The sequence below is a fragment of the Sphingobium phenoxybenzoativorans genome (assembly GCF_001757355.1).
Taxonomy (GTDB): Bacteria; Pseudomonadota; Alphaproteobacteria; order Sphingomonadales; family Sphingomonadaceae; genus Sphingobium; species Sphingobium phenoxybenzoativorans.
Genome location: NZ_MINO01000001.1, coordinates 104,565 through 131,101 on the forward strand (window position 1 = coordinate 104,565; position 26,537 = coordinate 131,101).

General features: G+C 58.4%; 28 protein-coding genes. 7 read left to right on the forward strand and 21 right to left on the reverse strand.

Annotated features, from left to right (window positions below):
* Window positions 1–112: 112 nt before the first annotated feature.
* The 3 genes from BHQ40_RS25980 to BHQ40_RS00555 form a co-directional block, all read right to left on the reverse strand.
* Entirely contained in the window at window positions 113–292 is a 180-nt protein-coding gene (locus BHQ40_RS25980) for a hypothetical protein (RefSeq protein ID WP_171905716.1), read from the reverse strand.
* Between the two features lie 472 nt (window positions 293–764).
* Window positions 765–935 carry a hypothetical protein gene (locus tag BHQ40_RS25985; RefSeq protein ID WP_171905717.1) on the reverse strand — a complete coding sequence of 57 codons (171 nt, stop codon included), beginning with the start codon at window positions 933–935 and terminating at the stop codon, window positions 765–767.
* Entirely contained in the window at window positions 932–2,254 is a 1,323-nt protein-coding gene (locus tag BHQ40_RS00555; RefSeq protein ID WP_139139121.1) for a hypothetical protein, read from the reverse strand. Before BHQ40_RS00555 ends, BHQ40_RS25985 begins: the two co-directional genes overlap by 4 nt.
* 625 nt (window positions 2,255–2,879) lie before the next feature.
* On the opposite strand from BHQ40_RS00555, the gene BHQ40_RS00560 reads away from it, so the two are divergent.
* The 4 genes from BHQ40_RS00560 to BHQ40_RS00575 all read left to right on the forward strand — a co-directional run bounded on the left by BHQ40_RS00560 (window position 2,880) and on the right by BHQ40_RS00575 (window position 7,350).
* The gene (locus BHQ40_RS00560; protein ID WP_171905718.1) at window positions 2,880–4,358 is read left to right on the forward strand and encodes a lipopolysaccharide biosynthesis protein; all 1,479 of its coding nucleotides are present in this window, start codon (window positions 2,880–2,882) and stop codon (window positions 4,356–4,358) included.
* Window positions 4,359–4,378: 20 nt separating this feature from the next.
* On the forward strand, window positions 4,379–5,401 hold the full coding sequence (locus tag BHQ40_RS00565; protein WP_070151068.1) for a glycosyltransferase family 2 protein: 1,023 nt from the start codon (window positions 4,379–4,381) through the stop codon (window positions 5,399–5,401).
* A 241-nt stretch (window positions 5,402–5,642) separates the two neighbouring features.
* The gene (locus BHQ40_RS00570) at window positions 5,643–6,338 is read left to right on the forward strand and encodes an ATP-dependent DNA ligase (RefSeq protein ID WP_139139122.1); all 696 of its coding nucleotides are present in this window, start codon (window positions 5,643–5,645) and stop codon (window positions 6,336–6,338) included.
* Entirely contained in the window at window positions 6,331–7,350 is a 1,020-nt protein-coding gene (locus BHQ40_RS00575; protein WP_070151073.1) for a glutathione S-transferase family protein, read from the forward strand. Before BHQ40_RS00570 ends, BHQ40_RS00575 begins: the two co-directional genes overlap by 8 nt.
* Window positions 7,351–7,532: 182 nt before the next feature.
* Here BHQ40_RS00575 and BHQ40_RS00580 read toward each other — a convergent pair whose 3' ends face one another.
* The 14 genes from BHQ40_RS00580 to BHQ40_RS00645 all read right to left on the reverse strand — a co-directional run bounded on the left by BHQ40_RS00580 (window position 7,533) and on the right by BHQ40_RS00645 (window position 19,054).
* Window positions 7,533–7,856, reverse strand: a complete 324-nt coding sequence (locus tag BHQ40_RS00580) for a hypothetical protein (RefSeq protein ID WP_171905719.1) — start codon at window positions 7,854–7,856, stop codon at window positions 7,533–7,535.
* Window positions 7,857–7,869: 13 nt separating this feature from the next.
* Window positions 7,870–12,633 carry a cadherin repeat domain-containing protein gene (locus tag BHQ40_RS00585; protein WP_070151077.1) on the reverse strand — a complete coding sequence of 1,588 codons (4,764 nt, stop codon included), beginning with the start codon at window positions 12,631–12,633 and terminating at the stop codon, window positions 7,870–7,872.
* Window positions 12,634–12,854: 221 nt separating this feature from the next.
* Window positions 12,855–13,595, reverse strand: a complete 741-nt coding sequence (locus tag BHQ40_RS00590) for a hypothetical protein (RefSeq protein WP_070151079.1) — start codon at window positions 13,593–13,595, stop codon at window positions 12,855–12,857.
* The gene (locus BHQ40_RS00595) at window positions 13,592–14,155 is read right to left on the reverse strand and encodes a hypothetical protein (protein ID WP_070151082.1); all 564 of its coding nucleotides are present in this window, start codon (window positions 14,153–14,155) and stop codon (window positions 13,592–13,594) included. Before BHQ40_RS00595 ends, BHQ40_RS00590 begins: the two co-directional genes overlap by 4 nt.
* Window positions 14,148–14,342 carry a hypothetical protein gene (locus BHQ40_RS25990; RefSeq protein WP_070151084.1) on the reverse strand — a complete coding sequence of 65 codons (195 nt, stop codon included), beginning with the start codon at window positions 14,340–14,342 and terminating at the stop codon, window positions 14,148–14,150. Before BHQ40_RS25990 ends, BHQ40_RS00595 begins: the two co-directional genes overlap by 8 nt.
* The gene (locus tag BHQ40_RS25995) at window positions 14,339–14,515 is read right to left on the reverse strand and encodes a hypothetical protein (RefSeq protein WP_171905720.1); all 177 of its coding nucleotides are present in this window, start codon (window positions 14,513–14,515) and stop codon (window positions 14,339–14,341) included. The genes BHQ40_RS25990 and BHQ40_RS25995 overlap by 4 nt, the downstream gene beginning before the upstream one ends.
* A 50-nt stretch (window positions 14,516–14,565) precedes the next feature.
* Entirely contained in the window at window positions 14,566–15,951 is a 1,386-nt protein-coding gene (locus tag BHQ40_RS00605) for an AAA family ATPase (RefSeq protein WP_070151086.1), read from the reverse strand.
* A 10-nt stretch (window positions 15,952–15,961) separates the two neighbouring features.
* Window positions 15,962–16,510, reverse strand: a complete 549-nt coding sequence (locus BHQ40_RS00610) for a hypothetical protein (protein WP_139139123.1) — start codon at window positions 16,508–16,510, stop codon at window positions 15,962–15,964.
* A gap of 307 nt (window positions 16,511–16,817) precedes the next feature.
* Window positions 16,818–17,444 (reverse strand): hypothetical protein, encoded by a 627-nt coding sequence (locus BHQ40_RS00620; protein ID WP_070151091.1) that lies wholly within the window; start codon window positions 17,442–17,444, stop codon window positions 16,818–16,820.
* Window positions 17,441–17,722 carry a hypothetical protein gene (locus tag BHQ40_RS00625; protein WP_139139124.1) on the reverse strand — a complete coding sequence of 94 codons (282 nt, stop codon included), beginning with the start codon at window positions 17,720–17,722 and terminating at the stop codon, window positions 17,441–17,443. The genes BHQ40_RS00620 and BHQ40_RS00625 overlap by 4 nt, the downstream gene beginning before the upstream one ends.
* Entirely contained in the window at window positions 17,719–18,033 is a 315-nt protein-coding gene (locus BHQ40_RS00630) for a hypothetical protein (RefSeq protein WP_070151095.1), read from the reverse strand. Before BHQ40_RS00630 ends, BHQ40_RS00625 begins: the two co-directional genes overlap by 4 nt.
* Window positions 18,030–18,458, reverse strand: a complete 429-nt coding sequence (locus BHQ40_RS00635) for a hypothetical protein (protein WP_070151098.1) — start codon at window positions 18,456–18,458, stop codon at window positions 18,030–18,032. The genes BHQ40_RS00630 and BHQ40_RS00635 overlap by 4 nt, the downstream gene beginning before the upstream one ends.
* Window positions 18,455–18,784, reverse strand: coding sequence for a hypothetical protein (locus BHQ40_RS00640; protein ID WP_070151099.1), 330 nt, complete (start codon window positions 18,782–18,784; stop codon window positions 18,455–18,457). Before BHQ40_RS00640 ends, BHQ40_RS00635 begins: the two co-directional genes overlap by 4 nt.
* Window positions 18,785–18,868: 84 nt before the next feature.
* Complete coding sequence (locus tag BHQ40_RS00645; RefSeq protein ID WP_070151397.1) at window positions 18,869–19,054, reverse strand: helix-turn-helix domain-containing protein; 186 nt, start codon at window positions 19,052–19,054, stop codon at window positions 18,869–18,871.
* A gap of 109 nt (window positions 19,055–19,163) precedes the next feature.
* Here BHQ40_RS00645 and BHQ40_RS00650 point away from each other — a divergent pair, with 109 nt between their 5' ends.
* The 3 genes from BHQ40_RS00650 to BHQ40_RS00660 are packed head-to-tail and all read left to right on the forward strand — an operon-like array spanning window position 19,164 to window position 21,731.
* On the forward strand, window positions 19,164–19,787 hold the full coding sequence (locus BHQ40_RS00650) for a hypothetical protein (protein WP_070151101.1): 624 nt from the start codon (window positions 19,164–19,166) through the stop codon (window positions 19,785–19,787).
* Complete coding sequence (locus tag BHQ40_RS00655) at window positions 19,780–20,940, forward strand: tyrosine-type recombinase/integrase (protein WP_070151104.1); 1,161 nt, start codon at window positions 19,780–19,782, stop codon at window positions 20,938–20,940. The genes BHQ40_RS00650 and BHQ40_RS00655 overlap by 8 nt, the downstream gene beginning before the upstream one ends.
* A complete protein-coding gene (locus BHQ40_RS00660) occupies window positions 20,937–21,731 on the forward strand; it encodes an FRG domain-containing protein (protein WP_070151106.1) in 795 nt (264 codons plus the stop codon). Before BHQ40_RS00655 ends, BHQ40_RS00660 begins: the two co-directional genes overlap by 4 nt.
* 288 nt (window positions 21,732–22,019) lie before the next feature.
* On the opposite strand, the gene BHQ40_RS00665 is transcribed toward BHQ40_RS00660, so the two are convergent.
* The 4 genes from BHQ40_RS00665 to BHQ40_RS00680 all read right to left on the reverse strand — a co-directional run bounded on the left by BHQ40_RS00665 (window position 22,020) and on the right by BHQ40_RS00680 (window position 26,476).
* Window positions 22,020–22,295, reverse strand: a complete 276-nt coding sequence (locus tag BHQ40_RS00665) for an HU family DNA-binding protein (RefSeq protein WP_070151108.1) — start codon at window positions 22,293–22,295, stop codon at window positions 22,020–22,022.
* Window positions 22,296–22,451: 156 nt separating this feature from the next.
* On the reverse strand, window positions 22,452–24,614 hold the full coding sequence (locus BHQ40_RS00670; RefSeq protein WP_070151399.1) for a hypothetical protein: 2,163 nt from the start codon (window positions 24,612–24,614) through the stop codon (window positions 22,452–22,454).
* A gap of 87 nt (window positions 24,615–24,701) precedes the next feature.
* Window positions 24,702–25,478, reverse strand: coding sequence for an ABC transporter ATP-binding protein (locus BHQ40_RS00675; protein WP_070151110.1), 777 nt, complete (start codon window positions 25,476–25,478; stop codon window positions 24,702–24,704).
* A complete protein-coding gene (locus tag BHQ40_RS00680) occupies window positions 25,472–26,476 on the reverse strand; it encodes a FecCD family ABC transporter permease (protein WP_070151401.1) in 1,005 nt (334 codons plus the stop codon). Before BHQ40_RS00680 ends, BHQ40_RS00675 begins: the two co-directional genes overlap by 7 nt.
* Window positions 26,477–26,537 lie beyond the last annotated feature (61 nt).

Here is a 26,537-nt window from a genome sequence, read left to right on the forward strand (position 1 = left end):
CGCCACCGCCGGCGACCTTGTACACATAATATCGTGTCGGGATCGCGCGATCGATGAAGCCCTCGATGCCGCCGGTCTCCAGAATGCGCTGATCAGTAAAAATATCAGCGGCCTAGCCGAGTGCCATCTTGGGCACACAAGATATGATGGGTTCGCCGTCGAAGGTTTCGACCAGGATGGCCTCACCGGTCCATTCCATGGCTTCCCAGTCGGTTATGAGAGAATCGTCTGTCATCCAGTACGGTACCGAGTTGCCGGGGAGAGGAAAAGTTGGAGCGATAAGCGCACGCATCGATCAGCTCAATGTTCCGTAAAGATTATCGCCGTGGCCATGAAATTGTATCGTAACGAAACATTAACCACTTCCTTTAGCGACCAACCACCTTGAATCCCAAACCGGGGCGCTCAATCGCGGTTAATCGGGTTGCAGAGAAAGGTGATTCGTGAGGATACTGGCGCTGTCACTCAGGTGCTGAACAACCAGTATCGCGGTGGCCACGGCAACATCTGAATGTATCCAAACAGGATGATGGGCGGATAGATTGACGCCTCCGGCCAGGATGGGATCCCCCTTCCACAAGGAGAACCTACGTACGTCGTCTATCCGCTGCTGTGATCCTAGCGGTCTGACCAACCGCTTCAACAACAAGTTAAGGTCACCAAAAAAGGTTAATACCCATTTTGGGACAATGCCCAGAGTTGGGACCGGTGCTTCACACATCTGAAAACAGCGACCCATTTGCATTATGGGTCGGTCGGTGGCTTTACGATTTTAGGCGCGCCGCGTATTTATCTGCCCGGTTAAAAGCTCCCTCGATCCGGCGTTGCGTTGCTTCAATAGCTTGCTTTAGCGGTGCGTCCGAAGACTGCTTTGGAAAGCGAGAGTCCTCAATCGAGTTGCGAACGGTTTCCAGCGATGCACTCAGCTTCGTCATTCACCGTCTCCCTTGCCATGCCGGCCCATACGATCGAAGAACCGGGAATTCAACTCGGGTGGAAAGTAATGTTTCCGCTTCACCCACACAAAACCCTCTGCTTGAGAAATGACCGCGACATCGATCGGACCGCCCACGGTTTCCATTCCACGAGTTACCCGACGCTTGATCGATGTAAGATTGACGAGCGCTTCTGCCATCCTTGCCATCTCAGGCTTCGGCATGAATTCTACCATGTCCTCAATCTCAGTTCGAGACTGCTGGCGTATCGCTTCAAAGCTATCCTGCTTCAGCCCGTCGAGAAATGCCGCTTCTGCCTCTTCCGCTACGCTAGCGAGCGCGGCCTTTTCTTCGGCAGCCATTTCCAGGTGGGCTAGAATACTTTCGCTGATTCTCGGCACCGCACCCCGGCAGAAATTGGACACGTCTCGCTGAATGCTTTCATCCAGACCGTACAGAAAACGCTCGACCATTTCACGCTGTGCGAAAGGGATCACGCGTGCACGATCGCCATCTCGATCGATATCGACAAGATTGGCTCTCGCAAACTTTAAACACCCACAAGGGGCGCCGAGGAGTTCAAATGATACGAGAGTAGGGAAAAGATCATCTCGACCGTATCCCGCGATTACCAAGCCAGTCGAGGGTTGAAACGGTGTATTCCTCTCTAGTGCCAGCCTGCAAATAATCCCGGCATCTTCCATATGAATTGCGTCCAAGTCCGGCAAAATCGACTTGGCGAACTCCAGAACCCAAACCGCAAGGACATCATCTACAGCCGGCACCGCATTTCCGATGAACTCTGCCGCGGGCTGGGACTCCAAATAGCTGCGCATCACCGCCAGTTGCTCACGCAGCGTGTCCGATCTGGCGCGCGCATAGCCGTCCTCGCCGGCGTATTCCTGGCTGATGCCACCCTCATCACCGAAATATCGATTGAGGTATCGATCATCAAATCGACTTTTTACGACATTGAGGATCGGCCGAAGAATATTGCCAAAATCCTGTTTTTGAACCTCTGCAGATGCGGTTTCTGCGAAGGAATTTAGATAAACAAGGAGCGCCTCGGCCGCGTCCGTGACGCGTCCAAAGCTATCGTTCTTGGCCCGGAATTTTTTAATGAGAACCGCCAACGGAATTTGCACGAAGTGCATTCCGCCATTCACCATAGCGCCAATCGCATCCAAGCTGCACAACTCGAACAGCTTGTCGGCAGAATCGTAGATCTTCTCCTGGTTACTGCCGGCTGAGATTGTGACTGCGCTGTCGGCAGCTAATGCGACAGCCGTCTTATTAAGAATCGCGATTTCCGCAGTCATGAGCCCCCCCCGGATTGCAGTGGTCTCGCAAATCGATATCTGCGCCGCAACGATCGAATCCACCAAAATGGCAGGATAACTGGCGATGGACTCGAAGTTCTAACAAACCGACTGAGCCAAAACAGAATTATCGGTTAAAAAAGGGATCCCCCACCGCTTCAATTCGTAGGGAAGCCCCGTAAGGACCGTAAAAATTTAAGCTAAAAATAATAGTGATTTAAGCGAAGCATTTCGACGGACCGCTTGCATCGCAGCCTTCCGCGAGTGACCGGTGCACACAGCCTATGGGGATGGCGTCGTCCGCGTGCGGAGGCCCGGCGAAGCCAATCCAATTGATGCTGTAGCTTACGCGGAGCCAAGGGAAGCTCGGCAGGATCTGCGGAAGAAGGCGAGAGCACTTATCGCCGCCGATATCAGCGAAAAATAGGCCGGTCGCTACCAAGGGGGGGACGCGACCGGCCCGGCGTGTGCCCTAAGCGTCTTCTCAACGGCGTCAGGCTACTACATCTCCGACACGAGAATCTGAGATCGATCCGTTTTCGATCTTTTTCTCTGGCCCCGCCGTCAGCTTGCCGTTTCTTCCTGAAAACAGGTAATGCATAGGCGCGAAATCAAAGGGGGTCACTTGAGTATCAAGCGCCAGGTTGCTCGCGGCAGCGTATGGATCTCAGCTGCCCGCCTGCTGAGCAATGTGCTGACCGCACTGAGTACCATCGTGCTTGCGGCATACCTTGCCCCGAGCGATTTCGGAATCGTCGCCATTGCGACATCGGTACTTGCCGTGTTTGGTGCCTTTACCGAGCTTTCCCTCGCCAATTCGCTGATCGCGATCAAAGATCCGGACGAGGACCACTACTATACCGCATGGAGCTTAGGCGCCGCGCGCGGCCTGGCTCTCTCTATCGTCCTCGCTGCAGCATCGCCATTTGTCGCCAAGGCATACGGCGATCCTCGCTTAGAAATGGTCATGCTGGTGGTCGCACTGACGCCGCTGATCACGGGGCTCCGCAGCCCCCTTATCTCAAAGCTGCAGAAAGAGCTTCGCTTCCACCAGTCTTTCTACCTGGATGTGGCGACCAGCCTCTCCACCGTCGTAGCATCGATCGCACTCGCAGCGATCTTCCAGTCCTACTGGGCGATAATTATCGGAACGTTGGTCGGGCAGGTCGTAGGCGTCGCCATTTCCTATGCTGTGAAGCCGTTTATGCCTCGCATCAGATGGCGCAAAGCTAATGAAATGTGGCGGTTTTCTTTGTGGCTGTCCCTCGGTCAAATCATTTCGACCATCAATTATCGCGTCGACCAGCTCCTCGTCGGTGCCTATCTCGGCAACGTTTCGCTGGGTCTATACACCGTGGGAGGTAGGCTGGCCCAAATCCCCGGTCGCGAGGTTGTTCGACCTCTTACGCTTCCCCTATTCCCTGCTTTTTCGATGGCGGTCGACTCGCCAGATCGACTGAAGTCGATGTACCGACGCGCGCAAAACCTAGTCACGGCGGTGGCGCTCCCCATTACCGCGGGCCTTTCCGTTCTTGCGGGTCCGACAGTCCACGTCCTGATGGGCGACCGCTGGACCCAAGCAGTGCCGGTCATCCAAATCATGGCGGCCGTCACAGCCTTCGAAACGCTAGGCACGCTCGTCACGCCGTTGGCGATGGCGAAGCACCAAACGCAAGTTCTGATGGTCCGCGAGATCCAAAAATTCGCGGTTCGACTGCCGCTCCTGCTCGTTGGCATTCTTCTGGGCGGCTTCCCCGGCTTAATCGCCGCGCGTGCAGTCGCGGCATTGTTGGGCACCACCGTCGACATGTGGATGGTCCGGACTTTGATCAACTTGCCGCTTTGGACGCAGCTCGCTGACAACTGGCGCAGTCTGACCGCCACGGGTGTGATGGTCGGAGTGGTTTGGACGGGCCAACATTCAATCGCGATGCCGACTGAGCGCTTCGAAGCGGCAGGATGGCTGGCAGTTCTCACGGCACTTGGCGGGGCGACCTATCTTACCGCCAGCCTGGTCCTCTGGCGTATGTCGGGCCGGCCGAATGGTCCTGAAAGCGAAATGCTTTCCGGCCTCAGGGATATACGAAATTTAGCTCGAAGTTAGTTGATCCTGTGGGGGGAAAAATGGCTTTAAAGACGCACTTGAAGAAATCGCTGTATCGTCTCCGACGCGTCAAATGGATGTTGGATGCAACGCATCGTCGTCGACTCGTCAGCGTCTCAACGAAACATATTTCCGGGCGACGGCAGATCCCGGCGACGAAAGACGATGTGATCGTTGCATGCCTCGTGCGCGACGGCAGCCCATACATCGAAGAGTTTCTGAGCCATTATCGGTCGCTCGGCGTCAAGCACATGGTGTTTTTGGACAACGGCTCGACCGACGGCACGAGAGAGAAGCTGGCGCGGCATCCCGACGTTACGGTGCTCCAGACCAACGTCTCCTACAAGAAGCTGAAGATGGAGATGAAGCAGCACCTTGTGCACCGCTTCGGCAAATCCAGTTGGGTGCTGTGCGTCGATATCGATGAGTTCTTCGATTATCCTGGCCGAGACGGCAGGACAATTGCTCCACTGGTCTCGTATCTGAACGCTCGCGACTTTTCCGCGGTTGTTGCCCAGATGCTGGACGTGTTTCCTGACAACCTGTACGAGCAGCAGGCGAGCTGGCGCGATACCCATGTCTATTACGACAATCGCCATCTGGAACGACAGCCGTACTCCCACGAATTCCTCAACGAGAACAAAATGCCTTGGCCGGCAATTGAGGCCTACTACGGTGGGATGCGGAAATCGAAGTTCGATGTCAGCGTGCACCTAACCAAGCACCCGTTGGTGTTCCCTTCGAAGGGTGTGGACTTCTACCACCATCACCGGGTGCGCGGGGCCTATGTGTCGGACATCACGACCGTTTTGCTTCACTATAAATATGTCGGTGACTTCCGGGGCTCGATCGACACAGCTGTTTCGAGGGGCACCCATTGGGGCGGCTCAGCGGAATACAAAGCCTATGCCAGTGCCTTCAATGACAATCCGGCACTTTCGCTCTTCGATGGCGAAAGCCGTCGAATTGAGACCATAGAACAGCTCGTCGACGAAAAGTTCTTGGTTGTCTCAGACGATTTTAAGAATTTCACTGCTGCGTAGCGACGATGGCCTGTGGATCATTTCCACACGGCCTTTACTAACCGCCTTCGGGCGGTTTTTATTTTGCGGAAAGTCGAAGTTCTAACAATCGGCGGGAAGTAAAATGCTAATTCGTTTTGAAAATGGGGTCCCCCACCGCTTAACACTTCGTCGCATCCGGGTAAGGACCCGTGAATTTCCCTAGCATTTCCGTGTGTTTCATGAGTTTATCGAACGTCATCGATTGCTCCAGGCCGCTATCATGCTCGTCGCCTCGTCTTCACCTCCTCGCTTTCATCCCGCTCTGATGAAGCAGCCCCGCGAACTCGCCCACCTGTTCACCGCGTGGTCCGGAAACGTGCCCGCAGACGGTATCATGGCGGAGGAGAAGCGTGACGGCATTCGTGCCCTCTACATCGATGGTCGACTGCTGACCCGAGAAGGCAATGAGATCCACGGCGTCACACACATCATTCCAGTGCTTCGGTTGATGGAGGAGAGGGCAGGGCACGCGCTATTCATCGATGCCGAGTTTCAGGTCGGTGATAGCCTTCGAGATACCATCGGTCATTTCAAGCGTGGGCCAGCTGCGCCCGATGCAGGCACGCTGTGGGCCTTCGACTGCATCCCTCTGGACCAATGGCGCTCTGACAGCTGCGAGGATCCCCTATACCGGCGCAAGGCTACCCTGCAGCGCCTGTCGGCGGCTGCGATAGAGGAGATGCAGTCTGACGCCTGGACATGGCCCCAGCGCTCCTATGGACGGCGTACGGGGGGCGATAGTGTGGTTGTCATACCGGATGTGTGGCTAGGCGATGTCGCAGCGGTGTTAAGTGAAGCACACCGGGTCTGGGCTCGCGGTGGTGAAGGGCTCGTTCTGAAGGAGTGGGACAGTGCATATCGGCGCCGGCGGACCAGCGACTGGCAGAAGGTAAAAAGGATGATCTCAGATGACTGAGCTAGAGATGGAGCAAGGCGGCACAATGGTGGCCACAATTTGGCTTCCATCACCTTGGCCGGTGCCTGCGTCGCGCCGGATCGTTGGCATGGCAGGGCAAGACTGCGTATTTATAATCACAGCGCAAAGTGATGGCTCATTAAATGTAGCCACGGTCGATTTGACCACTGAAGCCTTGTTTGTTGAAGCTTGGACTCCGGAGATCAAAATTACTGGCGTCGGCCTCGGAGTGATCGTGCTGACCGCGATTTTTAATAAGATGGCTAGATCGCTGCTGCTAAGGATCAATGGGAGTCCAGTAACATCTGATGATGATTGTATCTTGCTGAACGCACGGTCCTACCCTGGTGAGCCGTTAGGGCCACTTACTGAGGATGTCGATGGTTTGAAACGTGCGCTACGTAAGCGTCAGGATCGACTGCGAAATTACAAAAGAGAAGGCCTCGATCTTCGACACAAAGCGAGGCGTTGGTCGGACTTAGAGACTGAATGCCGGTTATTGCATGAGGAAACAGCCAGACTACGCGATGGCAATCTCGACTATGTCCGCCCGGTTAGTTTGAACTTACGAAAAATTATCGGTGACGGCCAAGGCAACCATCTTCTCCAAGATTGCGCGTCATTTCTCTCTCTCCCGATTGGAGTGTGGCGGAGACCAATCATTTTAACCGGCGAAAGCGCTATCCCTATTGTGACGGCTATCTCAGCAATCCACGGCGCTGCGGAGCCCGTTCTCAATCTCACAGAGAAGACAGATTTAGACATCTGGTTGGACGATGAATGTGACATCCTATTTGGGAAGAAGTGGACTAATCTCGAGCTGATACGGGAAATCAGCGACCGGGTGGGCGCCCACTCAGATATGTTTAATCGCGCTGTTGCTGAAGAGCTTGAAAGCCACTTTGCTTTCGATCGCACATTATTGGCGACTTATTTGATAAGCCTTGCAGATTTGGTTTTGGCGCTGATGGCGCGCGTTCAGTCAGCACGTGGTCGAGGCGACGCTGGATGATCACCGCTTTAAACCGGTGCACTGATGACGACCAGTTTAATCTTGGAACGTGGCTAAAATGCTGGAAGAATGTCTAGCGAGAGTCGAAACGCGCGGAGTAATAATGGTCTCCGGGTTCGCTCATTTCCCTCTCCATTTATCGATGGTTTTACGGGACGCAATGCCGATCGACATTGATGCTGTTAAATAGCAAGACCGGCCTCGATTCGAACGATCGCGGCGTCAATCGCAGCAATGTCGTTCTGGATCCTGACGAGCCTATATTCGCTAAGGTGCGATCCCCTTCGCTTCGCATGGAACGTATCGATCGCGTCGATGACCGGCGACGTCTCGCCTTTGAGCTGGCGAAGGATTGCGGCGCGAGAACGGCGCAACGATGCGATATGAGATTTGGCTTCGAGTGGGTCGGCTGGTTGGGGTCGCATAATGATCCTCAAGAAATGACAAGCGGGCGCCGTTGTCGTGGTGTGATCACGCCGGCGCCCCAGGGTCATACCCGTTTTCACGGGCTATACCTTATCAAACGAACTGGCTGACCATAGCAGCAGCGCGGGCGTAAAGCTTATAGACATTCGCCACGTCTTCGCTGACCAGCGCGGCGCCCCAGCAGCGCAGGAACCCTTTGTTTTGATTGGCGCCGCCCCATTGCGTACCAGTGCTGAGGGCGACGCTGGCGATACTGCTGGTGTTGATGGCAGTCCCCGCCCGATACAGCTGCATGACGCTGCTGCTGTTGCGCAGCAGTCGCCACCATGCCCGACCCATTGACGCGCCAGAGTTCGGGAGGTTGTAGCTTCGCGCCGCCGCCGCCGTGACCCGATAGGTGCCCGACGATCCGGAAGTGCGCGGTACAAGGTTCGTCACGCCAGCGACGCTGAATTGGGTATTCCCGGTATTCACGTCCTCCATGATCTCCGCCATGACGGTGACACTGTCGCGCAGCATCCCTTCGCCGCCGGATGCCGGCGCGTAAGTTGGCCAGTTCACGCGGTTCGTCGACACGCTGCCTGCGCTCTTGAAGGAGCCAGTCGCAGCTTCCCAGGTGATGCTGCCTTCGATAACGCCATGATGGCGGTTGAGGGCATCGCGGACGGCGACTTCCTGGTTCCAGCCATAGCCCAGAACAAAGACATCCTGCTTTGTCCGCAGATTGAGCTCGTCCAAGCTATTCTGGAACATGTCGACGAACCGGCGCCATTGCGTGCTAGGGGCGGCCGATCCGAAGCTGGTCATGAACGCGGTGGTCGCGGCGTTCTCATTCGAGCCGTCATGGATTGCTACGACGACCGTTTTTTCTTTGAAGGTCGGACCCATGTAGCATTGCCATGTTTTCGGGTCGTCGATGTCCCCAGGCTCCCCGGTCAGCGGGTTGATGCCGAAAATCCCATAGACGCCGCGCACCGTGAACTCGTGGATCGGTTGCGTCGAATAGGAGAGGGCAGATGCGACGCGAATTTCCTTCGTCGTCTGGTCGATTGTGAAAGCCGGGCTGCCACTGACGATACGAGCGAACCCACTCCCTTCCGCAAAAACGATAGTGCCGATCGCAGTGCCGACCGCTGTACCCTGCGGAACGACCAGGCCATTGAAGCCGGGCTTCGGCACGATAGTAAACTCGCTGGTCGGAAGCTGCGGGTCCCAATAGATCGTAGCGCCGCCGGTGTTTACGCCGCCCTCGCGCTTGATCCAGACCATATCATCTGGAATTTCCCACTTGTCCCAGCCGTTCACCTCCAAGCGGATGCCGCCCTGCGTCGAAGCCTTGTAATCCAGGAATGTGCGGCAGAGGCTTGCGGCGCAACGCATGCGACTGTCGTTAAAGATGACACGCTGGTTCGTGACATTGAGGCCCACAAAGAACATTGCATCATTGGAGCCATTAACGCCTGTGGGGCGGCGCGGCTCTTCAATGGTCAGGCGGTTATAGGTATTGGGGTTGTTGAAGCCGGTATTGCCCCAATCCTTTAGAGCGCGCTTGCACCATTTGATGTGAACATCGTTGAAAGTGCTCTCAAGAGCCTTGTGATCCAAGCCCGCATCGGCGCAGTTCTCGAAATACCCTGTGTTGATGACAAGCCTGCGCGGTCCCTGGCTATTATCGGCCTTGCCGCTGTCGGCGTCGATGCCGTCGCCGTTATTGTATACCGCATTGTTTACCTGCACGCTGTTTTTGCAGGTGACATTGTTGAGTGTAATATCCGACCACTCATCCAGTCCATCGGCGCGCTGACTTTTGAAAACCAGCATCGCTTGCCAATCCTTGCCCCAACGGCTGTCGCCGTCGAGCACCATGTTGCTCATGGTGACATGATTCACGCCATACTGCAGTTGAGCAAAGCCGCGTTCAGCCCGCAGCAGTTCGATGTTATCGCACTCGAAATGGCTGATGCGGGCAGCGCCTTCATCGCGGTCGGTCGTGTCGCCGACGCTATCGGCGGGCTTGCTCTTGGTATTCTCGATGGTGCGATAGACATTATAGCTACGGTGGTTGAAAACGCCCCAATGCTCGATCGGGCAAGTCACCAGCCACACGCCATTGCCATAATGATCGTGATCGATGTCGTAGAACCAAATGTAACCCGAGCCTGGGGACAAGTTTTCAAACCGGAGCCAATTCGGACCAGTCCCGCCCGTCGATCCATTCGCGGCGTTCGGCCGGTTGCCTTTGAACTTGGCGCGCCGGGGCGTTAGGCCATCAGCCTTCATTCCGCGAAGGGAGATGCCTTTTGCGGGGTTGGTGGGCAGCTGATCTATGACACCAGCAGCATTGCCCTGCTGTTGATAATCGCCTGAGTCCGCGTCGACGAGGATCGTAACGGGCACATCATCCTGGATGCCGCGCTTTATAAAAGTCGGGATCGCGGTGCGGTTGGCCGCATTGGCATAGGAACTGCCATCCTGGGCACCGCGAGCGGTCGGCGCAATCCAGAACGTCAGCTCGTCGCCGACGACCACCCCGTCATCCAGCACATTGATGGAGAAGGTCCATTCGTCCTTGTTGCGCTCGGGGCTGAGTACCTGGAAATTGATCGTCGCAGGGGAGCCGCCCAGGTCGTTGTAATTCAGGTAAAGCTGATTGCCGACGAACAGGCCATCGCGGGCCACGGTCCCATATTGGCTGTTGACCTTGACGCGCATCGTGAACGGACGATCGGCAACGAACTGCCGCGAGAAGGCGCTATTCTCCACCATGACGGCGGATCGCTGCTCAGTAGGAACAACCGCTTTGGCGGTGTTCGCGAGATTGACATCCCAATGGATCACAGCGTTGGTATCGGTCAGCCCGGTGATGACCGATCCGTCGCCGGAATAGGCTTCCCGGTCCGCCTGGGTATTGATCCACTGCCCGTTATATTTGAGGCCATTATGAGCGACGCGCAGAACGAAGCTGTTGCCTTCGACGCCGATGAGAACGGCGCCAGCGCAGCCGGGTAGCGCCGGGTCGTGGATGGCCTCGCATCCGCTCATCCATAGCATGTCCGCCCGGCCGATGCCGCCGTCATATATGCCCCAATGGATCGGGATCGTACCGCTGGCATGCGGAGGATTGCGCTTTGTCGTCGGGTTGATCGACTTGCAATTTTCGAATGTTTGCCAAGGATCTTCGCCCAAAATGCTAACGATCCAGCAGCGCCAGTTGCGCTTGTTGTCTTCGCAGATGACGTTGCGATAATGGGTCTTGCGGCCTTTGTTATCGATGCCCGCATCAGTCATGCCGCTGATACGGACGTTCTCGACCAAGCCGTTGTAGATATTCTCGTTGCCAGTGATGCCGTCGCCGTTCTGGTAATAGATGCCGGGGATCGGCCGGGGGTCCATGCTGCAATTCTTGAGGTGCATGAAGTTCGGCGAATTAGGATCGGTCTCAGTCCCGCGAATAGTCCAGTTCGTGATGGTGCCGGTAAGGTCGAAAATCTCCTGCCATGCCACGGTGCCCGTGCTGTCGCCGATCTGGCGGCCGGCGTTCACCGGGAAGTCTTCGATCAGCAGATCAGTGACGGTGCCGTTGCAGCGCACGGCGGCACGCGAGCAGCCGATGCCCGTGCAATTGCGCACTGTCATTCCAGCGACGGTGCTCCCAGACGCCTGCTCAATGAAGCGCTGGACGTCGAGGAATTTGCAATCCTCCCATACCAGCTTCGCCATGTTGGTGCTGTTTTTGACGACCCAGCCAAAGTTGAAATGGCTAAGATCGAACCCCCGAAAAGTGAGGTTGCGGCTACCTTGGACCGTAATGAAAGTGTTTCCCGGACTGCCGCCCAAGTCATATTCTTCATCCAGATAGGTCAGCTGTTCAGGGTCGTCCGGAAGCTCCCAAAGTGTCCCGTTGCGCATGCGCCGCATGCCGAACGGCTTGACGCCCAGCGGCTTATAGGTCCCCTCGCTGTCGGTCGACTGCACCAGCGTCTGATTTGTGCCAGTGCTGCCCGTGCCCGCCACAGTGGCCAGATTGGCGGCGGTGATCGTATATTCGCCTTCGACGATATTAACGACGCCGTTCTGTCCCGAATTGGCGACCTGGGATGCGATTTGGGCCAGTGGCGCCGCATTTTCAAAGCTGGTGCCGTCCTTCGTCCCGCTACCGAGCATTGTAACCCAGCGCGGCGACGCAACTGCGCCTTGCACAACTGTGAAGGTGCGATCGATGCCCGACCCCACGATCACGCCGGACGCATTCAGCAGGTTGATATGCAGATCGATGGTATAGGCGACATTGAAGTTTACCGACCCGGTCAGCCGGACCTCATTGACGTTCGCGACGCTGAACAGTCCCAGGCCGCCGCTTACGCTAATGGAATATCCGAGCTCGAGCCCGGTGACCGTGCCGACCGTTTGAGACGCATAGGTCGCGGACTGGAGAATATCGCCCTCATATCCCGACGCCGGGACATAAGCGAGAGAAGGGGTAGACACTGCCAGAATGTCGGCCGGCAGCGAGGCGTCGGTCGTTTCGCCGCCGGGGCCGGCCGCGGTCACCTCCAGCACAAGCGCACCGACGTTCATCGGGACCACCGTCGTCCCCGTTCCGACCGACGTGCCGTTCAGCAGCCAGCGACGGCCCGTTACCGTCCCGTGACTGACGGTACCGTCGTTAGCTGTGAATTCAGTGACACCGGCGGTACCGGAGACCGGCGAAATGCTGGGCGGCTCGCCGAATATCGGTGCGGGATCGGGTTCCGCCACCAATGGCGTGATACCGAGCATGTCTTGGATTGCGGAGATGGCCTCGGGATTTTGGTCCTGAAGAGCGGCGGCGATCTCGGCAGCATTAAGGACGGGCATGGTAAGAATCTCCAGGCGAGCCGCCGGCACACGCCGCGGCTGGTGTGGCCAACTGGCCATTTGCGATCGGGAGATCCTGCCGGGTCACGCTGGTCAGGATCGTGCGGTTCGATGTTGAAAGGGGCCACCAGCTCCGCTGCCCTGGTGCCCCCCAGCGCCGCGATAGGGGGGTCGCGCGCTGAGATCAGCGGCGGGAAAGGATTCCGCCGCTGATTTCCGATTTATCTATTGAGCCTGAAGTGCGCGGCCAGACTATAATCCGTCGGCGCGCTGGGCGCCGCGATTTCGGGCGGGATCGGATACTTGATGATCTGCAGTGCCGGCACGTCGTTAAGGGCGACGATCTCCTTTGGCGTTTCAAGCGGCGATCTGGACAAAAATCCCGCCTCGATGCCGGTTCCGACGATGTCAGAGAGTGCGCGCCGCAATGCATCAGCCTCGTGCGACGTTGCACAATTCGCAAGAGCCGCGATTTGTACATAGCATTGCGCCAATAGGCTGAAGGCTTCGGACGCGTCGACGCGCAACTCGTCGACCAATGGACCAAAAGCTTCGCCAATCTCTCCAATTATTGGTGCCGCGACATTGTACAGCTCGCGACCAGCCTGTTCAGCATTGAGTTTCAACCCCTTGAGTATCAGCAGATAGCGCTCCCTCTCCTCCTCCAAATCTGAGATCGATTTCGGTGGCGCGGTGCCGTCCATCATCGCCTTGGCAACTGCGGCTGCGTTATCCCCAGCGCGCTCAAGGTCGATGATTTCTTGCCGGATCTCGACAAGACGCGCGTTGGTGGAAGCGATCGCATCCTGGATCGCGGCCTGCGACGAACGGAATTCTTCGCGTTTCGCGATCGTCGCGGCGGGATCGATCGTGATCAAGCTCTGGTAGACAACCGATAGCGCCGATTGATCGAGAGTTGAATGGTTCTGGTCACGGCCCAGAAGCCGGTCGAAAGCGTTCATGCTACGAGCCCACGGTTTGAATTTGCTTGGCGGGCTCGATCCCACACGCTGGCGGCCTTAGGGCGCCTGGTGGAGATTTGCGCCGAGATAACCGCAGGTCGGACGCCCGCGGCCTGATTTGCCGCTCTGGCTTTCGTCCAGATCGCTTCGGCGCGTGCCGCTTTTGGGTCCTTGGGCTTGTTGATCGCCGGTCGAGGGTCGCCACTGGCTAGCGCGGCATTGGAGGCGCGTGCGCGGCTCCAAATCGCCGCCGACCGGGCTTGGCGCTCCTCCGCAGCAAGCTCTGCTTTGGCCTGGGCCACCAATTCGGCGACATGGGCCTTACGTGCCAAATCTTCCGCGGCGGGCTGAGTTGGGGGAACCGCTGCCTTAGCAGGTGGCGCCGCTGGGACCGGCTTGTCGGTACCACTGGCCGATTCTTCACGGTCGGGAGAAATTGATTTGCTGCTGATCCGAAGCGCGTCGGGGCTGCGCGCGTTAATCGCATCCCGCCGGTCGTTCAGCTTTGCAAAGCGCGGGCCAGTTGCTGGCGACGCGCCGATTATGGTGATGTCAGTCATGAGAAAACCTTTGCTTGTGAATGAATTCCTTGAAACGGCGGCGACTGGTGTTGCGGGTTTCGTTCGAGATCTTCGCGAAGTGCTTTGCTGCCGCTGCCGATCGGAGCTTCCTTGCGATGCCGGCGTCCTGCGCCGCTGTAAGCGCGACGAACGGGGCAGGTCGGATCTCAACGATGGGCACAATCACCGCATCACCGCCATCGCATCCAGCGTCTGGTCTATCAGCGCGGGAAGGGGCGCGGTCTCGGCCAAAGGGACCGGAACGGACTCTGTCGGCGTGACGGACGTGTCGGATGGCGGTTCGATGCCCGCGGCGCGAAGTGCGGCGGCGAGGGTGAGGCGGTCGGAATAGTCGATCATGGTCAAGTCCTTCGATTAATGGTCGTCACGGCTTCGGGGGCCGGGGGTGGTCACGTTCCGTCAGCCCAGCCGGGAACGGTATCGGGGCTGTCGGGATGATCGGGATCGAACAGAGGGGAGAGGGCCTCCAAGGGGGCCTCTCCCTCTTTCGTAGAAAGAGGGTGTGTGTTTCCCGCAGTTTCCCGCACATTTCCCGCAAGGATTTCTGCGGTTTTTGAAACTGTTTCCCGCATTTCCCGCAGGGTATTTCCCGCAGCATTTCCCGCACCCGATTTTTGGCTGATTTCCGCCGGATTCTTCGTGTCGGAGGCCAAATCGGTCGATGGGTTTCCCGCAGGTTTCCCGCACGTTTCCCGCAGCCCAAAAACGGGCTTTCGATCAGCGCCTCGCCACAGTTCGGAGCGCTCGATTTTGCCCAAACGGAACAGCCGATCCATTGCTTGCTCCAGACGCCGGCGACCTATGTTTTTGCTTTCCGGCATCTCAGAAAAAACGAGAGGCGCAAAGTTCCGGCCGCTCAGTTCAGATACTGCTCGTTGCTGGCGTTTCCGCTCTGTCAGGCATGCCAGGAATAGCTCATTGTCGATCGACGCCTGTGCGATCGCGACTAGGTCATCACGTTTGTTTTCCGGCAGATCTTCATCGCGAACGAAGGCGCCTTCCAACCATCGGAATGTAATGGCCTCCCCTCTGGCGGCGTAATTTGATTTTGACCGGGAGAGGCTTCGCAGATTCGGATCGATTGGCCCTTCCAAGCTGTCGGGGAATGACAGAAATAGGCGATTGCGGACCTGGTTTTCCCATGCCGTTGATCCGCTGAATTCGGCTCCGGCCTTGTTAGGATGGCCGATCAAGATCATAGGACCGTCCATCGCCATCGAGAGGCTGTCCATGAGGCCCAGGAACTTCGCTACAGCATGTCGCGAGTTCTCGTCGCCATTCAGACCATGACTGGCATTGTCGAACGCCATGGCGCCAATTGCGTGGGCGTCGATCGTTTCGAGGAGCTGCCGGTAAAGCGGTTCAATCCGCAACCGGCGATCGGTATCGATGGTCGCGAGGGCGGTGTCAGGGCTGCCTTTTAGGCTGAGAAGGAACAGCCGTCCCGCTAAGTCCTGCATCGAGCACCCAAGGCGATCGTTGATTGCTTCCTGCCTCCGATGAAGCTCGTCCAGGTCATCCTCAGCAGTGACGTAAAGAGATATCGCTGATCGAACGGCCAACCCCATGAACGGCGAGCCCCGTGCGATGCATGTAAGCAGCTGCTGGGTCATGAGCGATTTGCCGACCGACCCTGGACCGGTCAGATATGTGGTCGAGAGGAGGGGTATCCAGTCCTTCGCGGTCCATTCACGATCGGGGGCGGACAACCCCTGCCACTGACTGGCGTCGACTACAGGAAGGGACGGGGCGGCACTTTCCACTCGGGCGGCCATGCTTTGGTGATCACGCGGCACTGGAGCGAAGCTTCCGTATCACAATGCCGGGCAACGGCTTGGGCTTGCTAAGTGCTAAACGTACATATCGTGCCGTGACCGCGTCGGTTTCAATCTCTGGCGCAAGGAACAGCTGGCTGACCTCCTGCGCTTCGTAGTCGAGGATGCAGATGCCTCGGCAACCATTCTGGAGCCAGGAGAGCGGGGTGTCCCAGATCTGAAGGGGCGCCATATCGAAAGTAGGCCGGCAAATTTGCTCCGGAGATAGGCACCAGCCTTGACCAACTCGCCAATACCAGCGCGTGGGATTTGTCGGTTTGAAAGCGACAAGGTCGACTATGCCGTTGCCCTCCCAGACCGCAAGGACGACATGAATTTCACCCTCGTCGCTCGGTTCGAACAACTGTCCGGGAAGGATGCTGATGGGACCGACACCAAGCGGGGCGTATGAGCCCAACTGCGCTATCGTCTCGGTAGAGATCCCATAGGCGACAAGCCGATCGACGTGCTCGACCATCCCCATCGCGAAATGCTGGGTTTCTCGTTCGAGATCGATCATCCGATCAGACACTGGACAGTCCTGTGCGATCGAAGATGCGCCATCCGCGCGTCGTGCGGAGGCCTTGGGCCCAGCCGAACGCTTGTTGATAAGACTGGAATTCAGCGTCCAGCGGTTCACCTACGACTGGGGGGCACACACGGACGTCAAAGCCGGCGCCGAAAGGCTCATGAACGATTTCGATGGTGCGCTCGGCGGTCGGACGCATAAATCTACTCCGATTGAATCAAAGCGAGCATGTCGTCGAAAAATTAGCCGTCAAATTCGCCGTGGCGAGGATTTGGCGAACTTGGCGAGGGCGCAGAAATCAGCCATTTTTCGCTTTTTCCCATGCCGGTCGGAACATGTCCGCGCGAGAGTACGGCAAGAATTGCGGCAGCTTCCCGAACTCCTTCCACGCCTTTTCGGAGTTTTTGTCCCGCCCTCTGGCACGATAGGCAGCGCACCAACTGATTGCGGCTGCGAAGTCCTGTTCGGTTGTAGTAATACGACCTACTTGGTTTGCGGCTGCAGGGGACTCGGCAAAGCGGAGTAGCAGCGCAGATGCTTCCTCACGGTCTACCGTGACGCCGTAGGCACGGCTGACGGTCATCGAAGTCCGAGATCCGCCGCCAGTCACTGTTACCGCCGCGAATGATGCAGTGGTCCAGTCAGCTGAATAGGTCGCCCGATTGGTATATGTTCGATCGCTCAGTTCAACGATGCGATCGCCATCATGTGTCCAGTGGTTGCCCCAAAAGCGTTGATCTAGCGGGTGGTTGAGCAAGGATTTGGAGGTGGCTTTTTGCCAGGTGCTTTCGCAGAAGTATGTTGTGGCGATCGCTGTCAGCACGCCGGAGTTTAGCTGCCCCACGATCCAGAGCCGCGCACCGGATCGACCAAGAAAGCGCTCAGCAGCGAGCACCACCTCTGACAGACTGATCCGCTCCGTCATTGGGGCGACCTCGGATCATATTCCCGACCACCGGGCGCAAAGTCGCCGATCCGCTGAGCGCGTTGGACAAGGATCATCAGATCATCGCGCAGGTCCCAGAGCCAGGCGACGTGATCGGCGTTCGCCATGTCGATGCCGAATGCCGGCGCTATGCCGCGTTCGTTGAGCTGGGTCTGCTCATGCAGCCAGTGGGCGGCTTCAGCAATGCGGCCAAGGTGACGGCAAGCCGATACCGTCGTGGCTGGCATGGGCGGGGGGAGAGAGGCGGAGGCTATCATCCCGCGCCGCCTTGGCGATACATCGCCAGTTGGTGTGCCCTAATCGCCTCGACCTCGTTAACGGGTCCGAGGGTCTGATCTACGCCATATCTCGGAGGGGCTACCAAGATTTCGGTGTCAGCCTGAGCTTCGCCAAGGTCGAGCGGATCTCCATCTTCGATGTCGGTGTCCTCAAGGTCTGGGTCCCCATCAAGGGCGTCGAGCAGATCGATCGCCACTGTGATGAACGAGGCGAGGGCCCGGCGGTCAAAGCGGCCCAGGATCTGCACCACGGCCGGCAGGGATTTAGCGTGAAGCTGCGTCGCCATCATGCATCATCTTCCAAACGACGGAAATCTTCGAGGAGGACCTCCATTACGTTACGGGTCATCAGAGTCGTGTTGTTCAGCTCGTACTTTTCGATCAGCTCGACCTTGATCGGGATGCCATCGAGATCAGGCGAGGGGGTCAATACCACTTCGATTGCTGCCATTTCTGCAGGCTCGTCGAACGCCTCCAGTTTTGCCTTCTCTGCCTCATTCATGGCAGCGTCTGCATGTTCCAGCATTAGCCGACGCGCCGGCTGCGTAAGACCGGGCAAACGGTCGATGCGCTGCTTTTCACGCTCCCAAAGATCATTGGCTTTTGCCCATTCGCCAAAATGGTACTCGGCCTCGGCAAGCGCGGACAGTGCACGCCATCGGGAAAGCCGATGGCTCCAGAGCTGCCGATCGGGCAGAAATTCCGATATGGTCATCGCCGGCCCCCTTCTTTGGCCAGGCGAACATCTTCCACGTGCTGAGCAAGCCCGATGAGGGAAGAAATCCCGGTCAACGCGTCGGAGACCAGTCTGGGATTAATCGAGAAATAATCGGCGACTGTTTGTCCGCCGGCGTCGTCGGCGATTTCATAAGACTGGGCCAAGACGGTGAGCAGAGCGAAGGCTTGAGCGAGGAAGGGGTCTGAGTCGCCTGATCCGAATGGGCATGTGCCAGCGATGCGAAGTTCTTCGATCTCGGGCAGCGGTTGGGTGGATGCGGTTTTGACGCGCGGTGTCGATCCCGCTATTGCAGCGTGGTTCATTGGATTACCTTCTCGTGAATATGTCGGCGAGGTCTGGTGGCGACCGCCTCGTCGACAAATCGCCAGCTGGGCGCTGGCTCTCCGTTATCCGTTGGCAATTTGTGGCTGGAACGCAGCGTCCAGCAGCGACTTTCGTGAGTGAATTTTGCCGCCGATTTTGAATGACGGAATCTCGTTCTTGTAGATCAGGTGATAAGTAGCCCGCTCGGTTTTCCCGATGTGATGGGCAATCGCTGGCACGCCCGTTAACAAATCCTCAGAAAGACTCATCTCATTAACCTTTCCGTTGTACAAGAATATCCCTATTCCCATTTCTCATACGATTTGCATCCCGTCAATACAAAGAATATCCCTATTCCTAGTTGAGTGCGGAGTCGCAATGCATCTTTCTTATCGCCACGTCGAAGACCTGATTGCCGAGTTGCACGGGATACCACCGTCGCGGCGAACAGCGTTATTGGGCCGCTTCAAGCATTTCAAACGGCTCGGATTTCCTGCGGGTGTTAACACAGGTAGGGGTAAGCCCGCGGATTACGATGTGAGCGCGGTGCTTCGGCTTCTCATAGCTTTTGAGCTTCTGCAGTTAGGGCAGACGCCGGAGAAAGCTATCGCGCTAATGAAGCTGATCGGCTTCCTTGTACTCGATGCTGCTGGGTATGCCGGTCTCAGGCTCACTACGGGGCCTGATCCCGATCTTGTTGGATCGGAGTCAAAAGGGGGTGAGGATTACTACATCGTTTTTGACCCAGTGGGTTTAAGTTCTCTGGCAAACCCTTACGACGAGGGCGAAATGGCTATGAGCACCATTTTCGGAACGCGCCAAGTTGACCTAGATGATTGGCAGGTGAATGGAGGGCGTAGGTTCGCCATCATAAGCACCACAAGCCTTCTCTCTAAAGTCTCAATTCACCTTAGGGACGTCGAAGGCATACCCTGCGCCGAGTTCGGAAATGAACTTCTTAAGTGGGCGTATACCCTCGAATGGCAACCAAGAGATGACTAGCGTCCGCAAACGCACCTGGACGGCACCCAACGGTGAAGCCAAGACTGCATGGCTTGTCGACTACACAGACAACGCCGGCAAGCGCCGCGCTAAGCAATTCGCCCGCAAGAAAGACGCCGACGCCTGGTCGGTCGGTGCTTCTTGGCAGGTCAGCCAAGGCATCCACACCGCCGATTCCCAATCGGTGACGGTATCTAAGGCGGCGGATCTCTGGATTGCGAAGGCTGAGGCCGACGATCGCGAGCGCTCGACGACAAAGCGCTACCGGGAGATCGCCGACATCCATATCATCCCATTCCTGGGTAAGTCGAAGCTATCGAAACTGACCAAGCCCATCATTGAGCAGTACCGGGACGACTTAGTCGCGACTCGGTCGAAGGCGATGGCAGGGAAGGCTGTCCGAGCACTATCCAGCATCTTATCCGACGCCCAACGCCGTGGCTTGGTCGCCCAGAACGTCGCCAAGGACGTCAAAGTGGTCCGCAGGAGCCGTGAGAAGGGCAGGGTAGTCGTCCCTTCTCGTGAGGAGCTGAAGGCGATCCTGAAGGCTGCTACGGACGATGAAAAGCCGCTCATGATGGTGGCGATGCTTGCTGGTCTGCGATTTTCGGAGTTGGCAGGCCTACGATGGGCGGACATCGACTTTGCGAAGGCCACCATCTCCATCAACCAGCGGGCGGACCAGTGGGGTCAGATCGGGCCTCCCAAGAGCGCTGCCGGGTACCGGACGATCCCGATATCGTCGACCTTGATCACTACCCTGAAGGCGTGGAAGCTACGGGCAAAGCCGTCGGATAAGGATTTGGCATTTCCGAGCGCGACCGGCGGCCCTCAGCGCTACCAGAACGTCCTACGCCGCCTCTATATTCCTCTGCAGGTTCGCGCAGGCGTCAGTTTCCCAAAGCTTGATAAAACGGGCAAGCCGATGCTGGACGATGAGAAGCAGGTCGTCATGACCGGGAAGTACGGTTTCCATGCCCTTCGTCATGCCGCCGCCTCAAGCTGGATTGCTCAGCGAATCGATCTGAAGCGCCTGCAGGTCTGGATAGGGCATGAGAACATCCAGCTCACCATCGATACCTACGGACATCTGATTGTCGACGCTGGCGGCGACGCTGAACTGATAGCTGCAGCGGGAGCGGACCTCGCATGACGGAAGTTGAGAAGGTGGATGACGACAGATTTGGAACGGTCTGGATTCCAAAGTCGTTTGACGAACTAATCGCGCTGACGGTTGACGCCGAAGGCGGGATAAATTCCGTTAGAATGTGGCGTGGGCAGGCTGATCAATCTTGGTTGTTACACAGTGGAATTTATCGGAAACTGATGCGAGTGAAACCCCCGGTCGCGGAGCAGTCGGTTTCTAGTCATGAAAAGCAGCTGCTTCGCGCTGCGACCCATAGGGGTTATCGACGGGTCGAGGGTCGGAATCTCACAGATTTCGAGTTGCTCGCGAGATTGCAACATCACGGTGCCGCCACGCGCCTAGTTGACACAACTCGAAGTATGTTGATCGGTCTCTACTTTGCCTGCTCAGAGCAATTTGACCGTGATGGCATGCTGTTCGGTATCCATACATGGCACCTAGGTGGTGGCGAGGGGGGCGCTTTGACCGAACCATATGACGTTCATGTCAAATCGCTTGCGAAATTTGACTACCCTCAAACGTGGGAACCACCAGCTGTTTCATCTCGCGTCGCCGCCCAGCATTCGCAGTTTGTTTACAGTAAGATCGTTGCTGACCAGACGCACGGTAGCCTTGCACTTGCGGATGCAGTCAAATGGCTACTGGCAATCCGCATTCCGGCATCCGATAAAAAGCGCTACCTCGGAATCCTCCAGGGCGCGTTCGACATTCATCCATTGACGCTATTTCCCGACCTCGATGGTTTTGGTCACGCCTTCGGTTGGTCAAGAGGTCCATACGACAATAGCAGGTGGTGAGTGCAACACCGATGCAACATGAGGCCAGAAAATGGCTAAAAGACGTGCTTTTGCGACGGAATCATAATCCGCGTGTCGGGGGTTCAAGTCCCTCCTCCGCTACCATTTCCATCTCGCTTTAATACTCGCCTGCGGGCGGATGGATGCGGCGCCTTCCTGCGCGGCTGCGCCGGCGTGCATCATGTCTGGCGTCGCCTGCTGCAAAAAAGGCCGCCCCCTTGGGGACGGCCTTTAAAGTGTGTTCGACGCCTGATGCCGGTTCAACCGGTTCAGGCCGCCGCGATTTGTTTAGCCGTTCAGCTTGTCCTTGAGCGCCTTGGCGGGCGTGAAGGCCAGCTTCTTGGACGCCGCGATCGCAATGGTCGCGCCGGTCGAAGGATTGCGGCCTTCACGGGCCGGGCTGTCCTTGACCTTGAACTTGCCAAATCCGGCCAGAGAGATTTCCTCTCCCTTGACCGCCGCGTCGCTGATTGCCGACAGTACGCCATCGACAATCTTCTTGGCGTCGCTCTTTGCGATGCCCTGCGCGCCGGCTACGGCTTCCGCCAGTTCGTTGGTATTCATGTGCGAATCTCCTTTTAGCAGGACGCGCCATGCCAATAGCTGCCGCGCGCGTCGAGAAACATTTCGCGGAATGATCGATTTCGACGTCCATTCCTGTCGCTTTGCCGCTTTTTCCAGCCATTGCGGCGCTTTTTCCGGGGGCATTTCCTATCCGGCTCAGCTCCCCGGCGTGGCCGCGTTTCCGGGCTGGCCGGGGATTGTTGCTGTCACCGGCATATCCGGGTCGTCGCGAAGCTTCAGATATAGCCGCCCGTCTTTCGGCCGTGGAGCCTCGATGCTGCCGCCCGTAAAGCCCTCCGCGACCTGGGTCGCATGCGTGAACTGGGCATCGTCGGACAGGCTGGCGATCAGGAACAGGCCGGACCCTGAAAGCGCGCACCCGCCATCTGCGCCCTGACAAACGAGAGACTTCAGGCTGGGAAGCCGAATCAGTTTACCCAGCGGTTGCCAGTCTCCGGCGCTGTCATCCCGGACCAGGCGGAAGCGGAGAAGGCCAAAGGCGGATGGCCCCAAATCCTTTGCAGGATCGAGCCGGGCGTGGGCGATCTGCGTATTTTCCAGCCGCAGCCCTTTTCCTCCGTCCAGCATCACTGATGCTGACCCATCGGCCGTGGCGACTTCGATCCTGTCTTTCGCCGTGAATTTGGTGGTCGCGTTCGCCTTGATGGAGAAGCTGAGCGCGGCATCGCCCGGAATGCCGTCCGTCCCCGCCAGACTTATGGAAATGGCGTCGTTTGCGCCGCCGGACTGTATGCTCTTGGAAAGCAGCGTGACGCCCGGCCGCTGGGGGGCGTTGGATTGCAATACAATGGTTGAGGGCGCGGAGACGCCGAACTGCTTGATAAGCAAGGTGGCGGTGCCCGCATCGGCCAGCGGCGGCACCTCCACCGCGATGCTGCTGGCGTCCGTGGCTTTCCAGACGATTGCCTGCTCCTTGCCAGACGATTGGCGGATCGCCACCCGTTCGACGCAGGCGCTGCCCGCCCCTTCAACTCGGAGAGTGGCGGCGCGTCCCGCGGTAAGGGCGGGATTGCCGGAAGCCGCCCGCCAGCTTTGTCCGCCGGGATTTTGAAGGCGAAAGCTTGGCCCCTCGAAAGGCCGGAAGCCCCAAAGGCCGTGCAGAACGCCATCCACCGTTTGATCGAAATCGAGCGGATTGAGCGCCCCGCTGTCGATGGTGAAGCCGCCTTTGTCCGCGCGCGCCGTGACCGGGATATCGACGGTTTTTCCGTCCTTCGTCTTGACCCGGAAGGCCATGCTGCGCGCATACTGGGTCGAGTAGATCAGCGGCGCGCCCTCCACGGGCAGCACCATGTCCGGCCGGGTCAGGCATGCGATCCTTTCCCCCATCGCCGCGCGCAAGGGGGGAACATGCGGGGCCTCGATAGCGGGAAGGGCCGTTACAAGCACCGATTGCGGCTTGCGGAAGGATGGCGCGGCGTTAAGGAGGAGCGCCATGCCGTCATTGCGGCTTAGCGCCAGCGCCGGGATATATTGATAGTCGGCGGTGCGGAACGCGCCTAATATCTTCGCCAGATCGCGCACCGCGCCGATATAGGGGCTGTAATAGCCCATGCCGCCCTGGGGCGTTGCCGCCAATTGCAACGCCAGATCGGTCGGCGCGCCGGTCAGCGCTTCAGTGAGGGAGGTGCTGTGCATGTCGCTAAGCACCAGAGCCTCTCTGTCCTGCGTCAGGCAGGCGGCTTGAAGGTTCGCCGGCTTTTCCAGGCATTCCGCGTTGAACTTGATGGCCAGGCTGCGGGCGAGAAGGGGCGAAACGGTTTCGAGTTGCGCCGGGCGCTCCGAATCCTGCAGCCGGATGCCGTTCAGGAAGGCGTCGAGGCGGGAGCGGTCAAGCGATGCCTGATTTAGATCCTGCGATGCCCGCACGAACTCCCCCGGCCGGCCGCGCACGGCATTGACCAGCGCGTCAAAATCGCCACCGGTCTCCGGCGCCAGAAAGAGCACGATCTGCCGTGCGCCCTCCGGCACGGTGATCTTCAGCATATTGTCTTTGGCTTTGCGCTTCCATGTCTCCGCGCCAAAGACCCAATCCTTTGGCGGCGGATTGGTCGCCCCGCGCAGGAACGCCGCGACCAGCAGATAATGCGCAGACTGATCCTTGGTGAAATCGGCCTTGATCGTCAGTTGGTCGCCCGCCGAAAGGTCAGGCACCTGAGAGATGGGGAGGGTCGCGCCAGCGCGCGTGACCGACACCTGCAGCGATGGTCCCACCAGGTCGAACGGCGCGGTGTCCGCAGACGCTTTTCCGGCAAGAAGGCCGATCGTCAGGCAGGCAAAAAGAGGGCGAAGTTTCATGGCGCGGATCGTCAACAGGCTGGAGGGGGGAGGTCAACCCTTGCTGCGATGCATTGAACCCTACGTGAACCGTACCGTTCCCTCCGGTCAGGGATTTCTGCTCAAGGGGATCACCACCGGCGCGCCATCCGCCTGTCCCAGCCATGCCCGGACGCCATATACAGTGGCCAGATTGCCTGCGTTCAACACATCCGACGGATCGCCGTCCGCGGCGATTTCGCCCTTGTTGAGGAGGAGGATGCGGTCACAGAACCGCGCGGCAAGCGTGAGGTCGTGCAGGACGGCGATCACCAGGGTCCCGCTTGCCGCCTGGGCGCGGAGCAACTCCATAACCTCCAACTGATGGCCGGGGTCCAGGGAGGCGAGCGGTTCGTCGGCGATAAGGACCGGCGCTTCCACCGCCAGGGCCCGCGCAAGCAGCACGCGGGCGCGCTCACCGCCTGACAATTCGGTCGCGGTCCGGTGACGGAGCGCTTCCACGTCGGTCAGCGCGATTGCCTTGTCGATGGCGGCCTGATCCGCACTGGAAATATCGGAGAAGGGGGCGAGGTGGGGAAGGCGGCCAAGGGCGACCAGCCGCTCCACGTCCAGCGGCCAATGCAATGTCTGCCCCTGCGGCAGATAGGCGATGGTGCGGGCAATTTTCGCACGGGGCAGGGCGCTGGTCTCCACAGCGTCGATCAGGACCCGGCCCTGTTCCGGCTTCACCAGCCCCAGAATGGCCCGCGCCAACGTGGATTTTCCGGCTCCGTTGGGACCAATGATGCCGATCAGCATGCCGCCATCAAGCGACGCGTCGATGCCGCGCAGCGCCGGATGCTTGCCCAGCGAAATCCGGAGGCCTTCTATAGTGATCGTTACCATAGCCGCCGTTCCCGCATCAGATGGATCAGGAATACCGGCACCCCCAGAAAGGCGGTCACAACGCCCAGTTTCAATTCATTATTGGTGGGGATCAAGCGCACGAGCACATCGGCGAAAGTCAGCAGCGCCGCGCCGCCCAGCGCAGAGGGCAGGAGCACTGCGCTGGGTGACCGGTCGGTCAGCGGACGGACGATGTGGGGAACGATCAGGCCGACAAAGCCTATCGAACCGGATACGGCGACTGCGCCGCCCACGCCGCATGCGACGCCCAGCATCAACCGCAACCGCATCTGGCCAAGGTCGACGCCAAGCGCCTGTGCGCCGTCCTCCCCTAGCGTCAGCGCATCCAGCGCCCGCCCGTTCCACAGCAGCAGCGCCACGCCGGCGGCGATACAGGGCAGGGCTATGAGCACATGGTTGAAAGACCGGTCCTCCAGCGATCCCAGCAGCCAGGTTGCGATTTCCATGGCTGCGAAGGGATTGGGCGACAGATTGAGCGTAAGGCTGATGCCCGCGCCGGCCAGCGTCGCGATGGCGATGCCGGCAAGAATGAGCGTGAGCGGACTTTCCGAAGCGCCGGAAAGCAGGAACAGCGCGCCCAGGGCGGCGAATGCGCCTATCACCGCCATCACCGGCAATATGGCCGGATGCAGCGCGGCGAAACCAAAATAGAGGGCGATCACTGCGCCCAAGGCGGCGGCGTTGGATACGCCCACCACCGACGGTTCGGCCAGTGGATTGCGCAGATATCCTTGCAGGGCGGCCCCGGCCACACCCAGCATCGCTCCAACGGAAAGTCCCAACAAGGCGCGAGGCATGCGCAGATCGAACAGGATGATCCGCGCCACGGGGTCCCCGTCGCCGGTCAGTGCAGCGGCCATGCGCGAGAAGGAAAGCGGCGCGGTCCCGATCCCGATGGACAGCAGCACCGCCGCCGCGCAGCATGCCAGCAACAACCCCAGCAGCAGCGCGCGCGGCATGCCGCGAGGTCTCCGCATGGCGCGTTCATTCTTCGATGCCTTGTGCGGCGGGCCGGTTCCGGTCATGGCGTCACCGCAA